The 9,921-nt window shown below is 66.0% G+C and carries 6 protein-coding genes; all 6 read right to left on the reverse strand.

Translation table 11 applies throughout. From position 1 onward, the window contains the following. Window positions 1-45: 45 nt before the first annotated feature. On the reverse strand, window positions 46-4,770 hold the full coding sequence (locus H0W40_RS09330) for a glutamate synthase-related protein (RefSeq protein ID WP_292445576.1): 4,725 nt from the start codon (window positions 4,768-4,770) through the stop codon (window positions 46-48). 157 nt (window positions 4,771-4,927) lie between these two features. Further along, window positions 4,928-5,554, reverse strand: coding sequence for a transposase (locus H0W40_RS09335; RefSeq protein ID WP_292445567.1), 627 nt, complete (start codon window positions 5,552-5,554; stop codon window positions 4,928-4,930). A 176-nt stretch (window positions 5,555-5,730) separates the two neighbouring features. After that, window positions 5,731-6,960 (reverse strand): porin, encoded by a 1,230-nt coding sequence (locus H0W40_RS09340; RefSeq protein ID WP_292445569.1) that lies wholly within the window; start codon window positions 6,958-6,960, stop codon window positions 5,731-5,733. 171 nt (window positions 6,961-7,131) lie between these two features. Beyond that, the gene (locus tag H0W40_RS09345; protein WP_292445571.1) at window positions 7,132-8,292 is read right to left on the reverse strand and encodes a deoxyguanosinetriphosphate triphosphohydrolase; all 1,161 of its coding nucleotides are present in this window, start codon (window positions 8,290-8,292) and stop codon (window positions 7,132-7,134) included. Window positions 8,293-8,311: 19 nt separating this feature from the next. Next, window positions 8,312-9,430, reverse strand: coding sequence for a 3-dehydroquinate synthase (gene aroB / locus H0W40_RS09350; protein WP_292445573.1), 1,119 nt, complete (start codon window positions 9,428-9,430; stop codon window positions 8,312-8,314). 30 nt (window positions 9,431-9,460) lie between these two features. Beyond that, window positions 9,461-9,921, reverse strand: a 461-nt coding sequence (locus H0W40_RS09355) for a shikimate kinase (RefSeq protein ID WP_292445575.1), incomplete at its 5' end; no start/stop codon positions are given.

Genomic DNA, 9,921 nt, shown 5'->3' on the forward strand with positions numbered 1-9,921 from the left:
CGAAGGCGCGCCGCCCGACGAAGGGCGCACACGCACCGCGCCCCTTTACTTCACCGCGACGGTGCGGCTCTTCTTGGGCGCCACCTTGGCCTTGGCGATCGTCTCGCCGGTCTGCTTGTGCGCATGCAGCTCGCCGAGCGCGCGCTTGTATTCGCTCGGAAACACCTTGACGAACCGCCCCCGCGCACTGGCCCAGTGGTCGAGGATGTCGCGCGCGCGCAGCGAGCCGGTCCACTTGTGGTGGTCCTCGATCAGCTTCTTGAGCAGCAGCTCGTCGGCCAGGCCCTTGTGGAAGATCGCGGCGTCCTGGCTGGCGCGCTGCTCCTCGGCAGGCAGCACCTTGTCGAGCGCGACCATCGCCGTGTTGCAGCGCTGCACGAAGCTGCCGTCCTCGTCGTACACGTAGGCGATGCCGCCCGACATGCCGGCGGCGAAATTGCGCCCGGTCTTGCCGAGCACCGCCACCGTGCCGCCGGTCATGTATTCGCAGCCGTGGTCTCCGGTGCCCTCGACCACCGTGGTCGCCCCCGACAGGCGCACCGCGAAACGCTCGCCCGCTACGCCGCGGAAGAAGGCCTCGCCGCTGGTGGCGCCGTAGAGCACCGTGTTGCCGACGATGATGTTGTGCAACGCATCGCCGCGGAATTCGATGCTCGGGCGCACCACGACACGGCCGCCGCTGAGGCCCTTGCCTGTGTAGTCGTTCGCATCGCCGATCAGGTACAGCGTGATCCCCTTCGCCAGGAAGGCGCCGAAGCTCTGGCCGCCCGTGCCTTCCATCTGCATGAAGATGGTGTGGTCGGGCAGCCCCTCGGGCCGGTGGCGGATCAGCTCGCCGGAGAGCATGGCGCCGACCGTGCGGTTGACGTTGCGCGTCTCCTCCATGAAATGCACCTTCTCGCCGCGGTCGATGGCGGGCCGGCACTTCTCGATCAGCTTGACGTCGAGCGCCTTGGCGAGGCCGTGGTCCTGCTCCTCCACCTGACGACGCGGCACCTCGGCGGCGACCTGCGGCAGGTGGAACACCCGCGAGAAGTCCAGGCCGCGCGCCTTCCAGTGACCGATGCCCTTCTTGGTGTCGAGCAGGTCGGCGCGGCCGATCAGCTCGTTGAAGGTCCGAATGCCGAGCTGCGCCATGATCTGGCGTGCCTCTTCGGCCACGAAGAAGAAGAAATTGACGACGTGCTCGGGCTTGCCCTGGAACTTGGCGCGCAGCAGAGGGTCTTGCGTGGCCACGCCCACCGGACAGGTGTTGAGGTGGCACTTGCGCATCATGATGCAACCCTCGACCACCAGCGGCGCGGTGGCGAAGCCGAACTCGTCGGCGCCGAGCAACGCGCCGATCACCACGTCGCGGCCGGTCTTCATCTGGCCGTCGGCCTGAACGCGAATGCGCCCGCGCAGGTTGTTGAGCACCAGGGTCTGCTGCGTTTCGGCCAAGCCCAGTTCCCAGGGCGTGCCGGCGTGCTTGATCGAGGACCACGGTGAGGCGCCCGTGCCGCCGTCGTGGCCGGCGATCACGACATGGTCGCTCTTGGCCTTGGCGACGCCAGCCGCGATGGTGCCCACACCGATTTCCGAAACCAGCTTGACGCTCACGCTCGCTCGCGGGTTCGCGTTCTTGAGATCGTGGATCAGTTGCGCCAGGTCCTCGATCGAGTAGATGTCGTGGTGCGGCGGCGGCGAGATCAGGCCGACACCGGGCACCGAATAGCGCAGGAAGCCGATGTAGTCGGACACCTTGCCGCCCGGCAACTGCCCGCCCTCGCCCGGCTTCGCGCCTTGCGCCATCTTGATCTGGATCTGATCGGCCGAGACCAGGTACTCGGTCGTCACGCCGAAGCGGCCCGACGCCACCTGCTTGATCTTGCTGCGCAGCGAGTCGCCTTCTTGCAGCGCGTAGTCGGCGGCAATCACCTTGGCGCCGATCACTTCGCTGACCAGCGTGCCTTGCTTGATCGGAATGCCCTTCAGCTCGTTGCGATAGCGGGCCGGGTCTTCCCCGCCCTCGCCCGTGTTGCTCTTGCCGCCGATGCGGTTCATCGCAATGGCCAGGGTGCTGTGCGCTTCGGTCGAGATGGAGCCCAGCGACATCGCACCGGTGGCGAAGCGCTTGACGATCTCGGCCGCCGGCTCCACCTCGTCGAGCGGCACCGCCTTGCTCGGATCGACCCTGAACTCGAACAGGCCGCGCAAGGTCATGTGGCGGCGAGACTGGTCGTTGATGAGCTGCGCGTATTCCTTGTAGGTCTCGTACTTGTTGGCGCGCGTGCTGTGCTGCAGCTTGGCAATCGCGTCGGGCGTCCACATGTGCTCTTCGCCGCGCACCCGCCACGCGTATTCCCCGCCGGCGTCGAGCATGCTCTCGAGCACCGGGTCGTCGCCGAAGGCCGTGCGGTGCATGCGGATCGCCTCCTCCGCCACCTCGAACACGCCGATGCCGCCGACCTGCGAGGCGGTGCCGCGGAAGTACTTCTCGACCAGCGGCTTGTCCAAGCCAATCGCCTCGAACAACTGCGCGCCGCAGTACGACATGTAGGTCGACACGCCCATCTTGGACATGATCTTCGACAGGCCCTTGCCGATCGCCTTGATGTAGTTGTAGATTGCTTTCTCGGCGCTCAGCGCGCCCGAGAGATCGCTGTGCAGCGCGGCCAGCGTTTCCATCGCGAGATACGGGTGCACGGCTTCCGCGCCATAGCCCGCCAACACCCCGAAGTGATGGACTTCGCGCGCCGAGCCGGTCTCGACAACGAGGCCGGCCGTCGTGCGCACGCCCTCGCGCACCAGGTGCTGGTGAATCGCCGACAAAGCCAGCAGCGCTGGAATCGCGACCTGCTCGCGGTTCATGCGGCGGTCGGTGATGATGAGAATGTTGTGGCCGCTCTTGATGGCGTCCACTGCCTCGGCACACAACGACGCCAGCTTCGCCTCGACGCCCTCGTCGCCCCAGGCCAGCGGATAAACGATGTCGAGCTCGTAGGACTTGAACTTGCCCGAGGTGGGCTTCTCGATCGAGCGCAGGCGCGCCATGTCGGCGAAGTCGAGGATCGGCTGCGCCACCTCGAGCCGCATCGGCGGGTTGACGGCGTTGATGTCGAGCAGGTTGGGCTTGGGGCCGATGAAGCTGTTGAGCGACATCACGATAGCCTCGCGGATCGGATCGATCGGCGGGTTCGTGACTTGCGCAAACATCTGCTTGAAGTAGCTGTAAAGCGGCTTGTTCCTATCCGACAGCACCGCCAGTGGCGAGTCGTTGCCCATGGAGCCGATGCCCTCCTCGCCCGCCTGTGCCATCGGGCTCATCAGGAACTTCAGGTCTTCCTGCGTGTAGCCGAAGGCCTGCTGGCGGTCGAGCAGGCTCTCGCCGAAGGCCGGCGTTGCAGCGGCCATGTCGGCCGGCGCCTCGATCGCCTCGAGCTTGATGCGCACGTTTTCGATCCACTGCCGGTAGGGCTTGGCCGAGGCGTACTGGGTCTTGAGCTCCTCGTCATCGACGATGCGGCCCTGCTCCAGATCGATGAGGAACATCTTGCCGGGCTGCAGGCGCCACTTCTTGACGATGCGGTTCTCGGGAATCGGCAGCACGCCCGACTCCGAAGCCATCACCACCAGGTCGTCGTCGGTGACGATGTAGCGCGCTGGGCGCAGACCGTTGCGGTCGAGCGTGGCGCCGATCTGCTTGCCGTCGGTGAACACCATGGCGGCCGGACCGTCCCAGGGCTCCAGCATCGCCGCGTGGTATTCATAGAAGGCGCGGCGGCGCTCGTCCATCGTGGCGTGCTGCTCCCAGGCCTCAGGGATCATCATCATCGCGGCCTGGGCGAGCGGGTAGCCGCTCATCGTGAGCAACTCCAGCGCGTTGTCGAAGGTGGCGGTGTCACTCTGCCCCTCGAAGCTGATCGGGTAGAGCTTGTTGAGGTCCTCGCCCAGCACGGGCGACTTCATCACGCCCTGGCGCGCGCGCATCCAGTTGAAGTTGCCTTTGACGGTGTTGATCTCGCCGTTGTGGGCGACCATCCGGTAAGGGTGGGCCAGCGGCCACTCCGGGAAGGTGTTCGTCGAGAAGCGCTGGTGCACTAGCGCGAGTGCGGAGACCGTGCGTTCGTCCTGCAGGTCCTTGTAGTAGGTGCCGACCTGCGTGGCCAGCAGCAGGCCCTTGTAGATGATGGTGCGGCAGCTCATGCTCGGCACGTAGTACTCGTGGCTGTGAGTGAGCTTGAGGGCCTGGATCGCGCTGCTGGCGGTCTTGCGGATCACGTAGAGCTTGCGTTCGAGCGCGTCGGGCACGATCACGTCGGTGCCGCGGCCGATGAAGATCTGGCGGATCACCGGCTCCTTGGCGCGCACGGTCGGCGACATCGGCATCTCGCGATCCACCGGCACGTCGCGCCAGCCGATAAGGACCTGGCCTTCGACGCGCACCGCGCGCTCCAAAGCCTGTTCACAGGCCAGCCGGGAGGCATGCTCCTTGGGCAGGAAGATCATGCCCACGCCGTATTCGCCCGGCGGCGGCAACGCGATGCCCTGCAAAGCCATCTCGGCGCGGAAGTACTCGTCGGGGATCTGGATCAGGATGCCGGCGCCATCGCCCATCAGCTTGTCGGCTCCCACCGCACCGCGGTGGTCGAGGTTCTCGAGAATCTTGAGGCCCTGCGCGACGATCGGGTGCGTCTTGTGGCCCTTGATGTGGGCGACGAAGCCCACGCCGCAGGCATCGTGTTCTTGGGTCGGGTCGTACAGACCCTGCTGCGCGGCAGCGGCAATCACTTGGCGGGTCGGGGCGGACGAACTCACAGCACTCTCCTGGGCGGGAAACTCCCTAGGCTACTGCAGCGCTAAAAGCCATGCAATGCAAATTAATGGGGTCAGGTTCAATTTAAGTCCACCATCGTTTTGTGTGACTTTAAATGGGGACACTTACAAGCTAAGCCGTAACGGCCTTTCTTGGCCGTCCTCTGGGCCGAGGCCGTACCGGTCGGCCCACGCTCTGCCGAAGCCTTTCCGTAAAGGCACTGCCCCCCAGGACGCCGCCGCCTCTGAGCGATCCTTCAATCCTGTCTATCTCTGCTGATGTGAGCGCCTGCTCGCACAGCACACGATAAGCCGCCTCCCGCTCGAATGGCGTATTGCCCAGCAACCAGTACGCAAGGGGATCGGTCAAGAGCGAATCGGCCGCTTGCCCGCAATGTCCGGCACGGCTGGACCAAGCGCCATCGACGGCCGACCCGCCTTCTCGCGAGGTTTGCGCTGGCGTCAACTGCTCCGCATAGACCATGCATTTCAGCAACCACGATTCGGGCTCGATCACCGCCGCCCGGAATCGGCCTTCCCACAGCCCCCCCGTGCGCTGATAACGCCGGTTGAACGCCGACGCATGCCGGCGCGCCACGGCCTGCATGAGCCGGCTCAAGCCGGCGGCTTGTTGTGGCGTGGCGATGAGGTCGAAGCGCCCGTCGAGCACCGCATAAGCGTGCAGCGCAACGCCGTGCTGTGCGGCGGCATCGCGCAGCAGCTGCAGCAGCGAACGCCTGTCGTCGTCGTCGCGAACCATGACTTGCCCGTGCTGCGCACGCTGGCTCAGGAGATGCGGCAAACCGGCGACAAGGAGACGGGGTAGGCGGGCCATGAGGAAGCGCGAGGGATTCGGGGCGAAAAGGAAAGGGGCACCCCGGTGCCCCTTGGAGCGAGACGCAAGCGCGCCTCGGCATTCTTTCGCAGATCGTCGCGTCAGAAACGGTGAAGGATACCGACGGCAATGCCGGTGCGCGAGTCCGGGCCGGCGGTGCCGCCCGTTGAAGAGGCACCGGCTCCGCGCTGAACGAGCGTCAGGTCGCCGCTCGTCTTGGTGTGATCCACGATCGCATAGATCGAGCTGCGTTTGGAAAACGCGTACTGCGCGACAGCGGCGAAGTAGTCCACCTCGCCCTCTGCGGGAATGAAGGGCGTGATGCCTTCTTGCTCCATGCGCCAGTACTGAAGGCCGACGTTGAACGCATTCGTCACGAGGTAGGTGCCGCCGACGCTGAACATCTTGCGATCGTCGGAGCCGAAGCCGAAGGGAAGCGAACTGAGGGCAGTTCCTGTGTCGCCAGGGACAGGCGACGTACCCGTCAGGATGCCGTTGTCCAAGCCCGTCGCGGTGTAGAGGATGGCCGGTCCGGCAACCCGTGCGGTCAATCCCGGCGGTAGTGCCAAGTCTTCGTCGATGTCGTTCTGGATGTAGAAGGCGTTCAGGTACAGCTTGCGGTTGTCGTAGCCGATGCCGACCAAGCTGGCCTTGGCCTTGTGTTCGCCGCTGAACTCGCGCTCGAGGTAACCGCCGCCCAGCGTGATGTCGCCGAACTTGTAGCGCGCCATGCCACCGATGGACTTGCCGTTGGTGAAGGTGGCGGCCCCCGATTCCCGGCTCCCTTCACCAGCGCTGACCTGGAGCTCCGCGACAAAGCCGCCCAGGGCAATCGCGTACTTCAACATGTTGTTGTTGCGCGCGCCGAGCGCCATGCCGATCTCCGGCTTGTACGACTCGAGAAAGGGGCCCATCGTCTTGAATGGCGAGAAGGCCAAGGCCGACACATCGAACAGCACGTTGTACTGGCGCCCGAGCGTCACCTGGCCGAAGGGCGTGACCAAGCCCACCCAGCTTTGCTGGAACTGCTCGGTCGTCTGAGGCGAGCCGCTGTCCGCCAGAAAACGGGCTTCGATGTTGGCCAGCGCGCGGTAGTTGCCACCCAGATCCTCGGTCACCCGGATACCCCAGCGGCTCGGCGTGATGCCGCCAGCCGTGGTGTCGGCGCCTGCGCCGTTCACGGACGTCAAGCGGTCCTCATTGTCCGAGCCCGCGTTGTCGGTCATTCGAACGCCGACATCGACGACGCCGTACAAGGTGACGCTCGACTGCGCGTGCACGCTTGCGGCCATGGCCGATAGCGTCGCGAGGGCAACGAGGGATTTCTTCATGGGAGCGGTTTCCTAAATTTCTTGTGGATCGGTCGCGACGGCCTGCATGAGACGCCTGCTGCTCAGCCACTGTGCTGTTGGTCACTGCCTCGCCGAAATATATCGACCGGGTCTCGCGGGCAATAGCGGGGGCAACACTCGGTGTTGCAGCTTGCTGACGAAAAATGTCACTCAGGCGACACGGGGCTCCGCTTCGAAGACATCGCGTCCCGTCATCCGTCGATGTTCACGAAGCGCATAGCGATCCGTCATGCCGGCGATGTGATCGGCAAGGGCGCGATAGCGGTCACTGCCCGTTGCACCGCGTTGCGGCCATTCGGCTGCGTCGGCATCGAAGGCCTCGAACAGTTCTTGCACGACGCCCTGCGCACGCTCGGTGGTGGCCAGCACCTGCGGATGACGGTAGAGGCAACGGAACAGAAAGCGCTTGAGCGCGGCACTCTCCTGTCGCATCGAAGGCGAAAAGCAGATCATGGCCGGGCCCAGCCGGGCTGCGTCAGCGTCGGCCGGCGCCAAGGTCGCGAGGGCAACGCGACTGGCGTCGATCACGTCATAGACCTGCACCGAAAGCAGGCGCCGCAGCGTCTCGTACAGCAGCCGCCGGCCGGTCAGGCCGGGATGTCGGTCGCGCACCTGGGCAAGACAGCGCGAAACCAACGGCACTTCTTCGAGTTGTTCGATGCCGATCAGCCCTGAGCGCACACCATCGTCGACATCGTGGGCGTTGTAGGCGATCTCGTCGGCCAGGTTGCAGAGCTGCGCTTCCAGGCTCGGCTGGGTGCCGTCGATGAAGCGCCGAGCGACTCCGCCCGGCTCCACCGCCTCGAGCGCCTTCGCGTGGCGCCCGGAGCAGTGCTTGAGGATGCCTTCGCGCGTCTCGAAGCTCAGATTGAGGCCGTCGAAGTCGGCATAGCGCTCTTCGAGTTGATCGACCACCCGCAGCGACTGCAGGTTGTGCTCGAAACCGCCGCTGCCCGGATCGGCATTCCGCAGGCAGCGGTCGAGCGCGTCCTGGCCGGCATGACCGAAGGGCGTGTGGCCCAGGTCGTGCGCCAGCGCGATGGCCTCCACGAGATCCTCGTTCAAGCCAAGCGCACGGGCGATGGAGCGGGCGAGTTGTGCGACCTCGAGCGAATGCGTCAACCGCGTGCGGAACAGGTCGCCTTCATGGTTGAGGAAGACCTGCGTCTTGTAGACCAAGCGCCGAAACGCAGTGGAGTGGACGATGCGGTCGCGGTCGCGCTGGTAGTCGTCTCGGGTTGGGGCCGGCGGCTCCGGGTGACGGCGCCCCCGGCAGAGGGCCGGATCGCTGGCGTAAGGCGCGAGGGCCATGCGGCCAGCGGCGGCGACGTCAGCCGCCGTGCCGCGCGATGACCTCGCGCACCACCGCGTCGGGCGCCCCACGCAACAGCGCATGACCGATCGAGTCGACGACCACGAATCTGATCTCGCCGTCCTCCGCTTTCTTGTCGAACCGCATCAGCGCCAGATACTGCTCGGCGCCGAGCCTGGGGCCGACGACCGGCAAGCCGGCGCGCTCGATCAGGCGCGCGATCCGCTGCGCCGATTCGGCGGGCAGGTGGCCGAGCCGCACCGAGAGATCGGCCGCCATGACCATGCCGCAGGCCACCGCTTCGCCGTGCAGCCAGGTGCCGAAACCGAGCCCGGCCTCGATCGCATGCCCGAAGGTGTGCCCGTAATTAAGGATGGCGCGCAGGCCCGCTTCGCGCTCGTCGTGGGCCACCACCTCGGCCTTGATCTCGCAGGAGCGGCGCACGGCATAGCGCAAGGCCGCCGCCTCCCGCGCCAGCAGTGCATCGAGGTGCTCTTCCATCCAACCGAAGAACTCCGCGTCGGCGATCGGCCCGTACTTGATGATCTCGGCCAGGCCGGCACGCAGTTCACGCTCGGGCAGCGTGGCCAGCGTGTCGAGGTCGGCCACCACCGCCCGCGGCTGATGAAACGCGCCGATCATGTTCTTGCCGCGCGGGTGGTTGATGCCGGTCTTGCCGCCCACCGACGAATCCACCTGCGCCAACAGCGTGGTCGGTACCTGCACGAAAGGCACGCCGCGCATGTAGCTCGCGGCGGCGAAGCCGGTCATGTCACCGACCACACCGCCGCCGAGCGCATAGAGCACCGTCTTGCGGTCGGCGCCGTGCGCCAGCAGGGCGTCGAAGATGAGATTGAGCGTGGCCCAATCCTTGTGGTCTTCGCCGTCGGGCAGCTCGATCAGCTCAACCCGGGCGTGGCGCTTGCGAAGGGCGGTGATCAGCGCTGGCGCATAGAGCGGCGCCACGGTGGTGTTGCTCACCACCATCGCCATCGCCGACTTCGGCACGCCGTCGAAACTGGCCGCCTCGCCGAGCAGTCCGTGTCCGATGCGGATCGGGTAGCCGCGCTCACCGAGCGCGATATCGACCGTCTCGATCTGGTGCAGGGAACTCGCGGACGCTGTTGAAACCGGCATGCGTACGAGTGTACGAGCGCTGCACAGCCCTCAGCCGGGCCGGGGCGGCTCCACGGGTGACGGCACGCGCGACGGATCGACCAGTCCGGCCAGCTCGAGCTGCATGAGAACCATGCCGACCAGCGTGTGCAAGGAGGGCCGACCGGTATCGATCACGTAGTGCGCCGCCTCGCGGTACAGCGGATCGCGCTCGCGGAACAACTGCTGCAGGCGCGCACGCGGATCGGCGACCTGGAGCAGCGGGCGCTGCGTGTCGTGGCGCAGCCGGCGGTGCAGTTCCTCCGGCGTGGAACGCAAATAGATCACCGTGCCAGTGGCATGCAGAAGCGCGCGGTTGGCTTTGCGCAGCACCGCACCGCCGCCCGTGGCCAGCACGCCTTCGGTGTTTGCCTTGGCACAGAGCTCCGCGATGACGGCCTGCTCCACGTCACGAAAGCGCGCCTCGCCTTCGCGCTCGAAAAAACAGCGGATCGGCTCGCCGATCCGCTGTT

Source organism: Methylibium sp. (assembly GCF_013817345.1).
GTDB lineage: Bacteria > Pseudomonadota > Gammaproteobacteria > Burkholderiales > Burkholderiaceae_C > Methylibium.

Excerpts from the sequence above, each read along its gene's own strand:
- H0W40_RS09340 (WP_292445569.1), bottom strand. The coding sequence starts at position 6,960 with ATGAAGAAATCCCTCGTTGCCCTCGCGACGCTATCGGCCATGGCCGCA.
- H0W40_RS09345 (WP_292445571.1), bottom strand. The coding sequence starts at position 8,292 with ATGGCCCTCGCGCCTTACGCCAGCGATCCGGCCCTCTGCCGGGGGCGC.
- H0W40_RS09335 (WP_292445567.1), bottom strand. The coding sequence starts at position 5,554 with ATGGTTCGCGACGACGACGACAGGCGTTCGCTGCTGCAGCTGCTGCGC.
- aroB (WP_292445573.1), bottom strand. The coding sequence starts at position 9,430 with ATGCCGGTTTCAACAGCGTCCGCGAGTTCCCTGCACCAGATCGAGACG.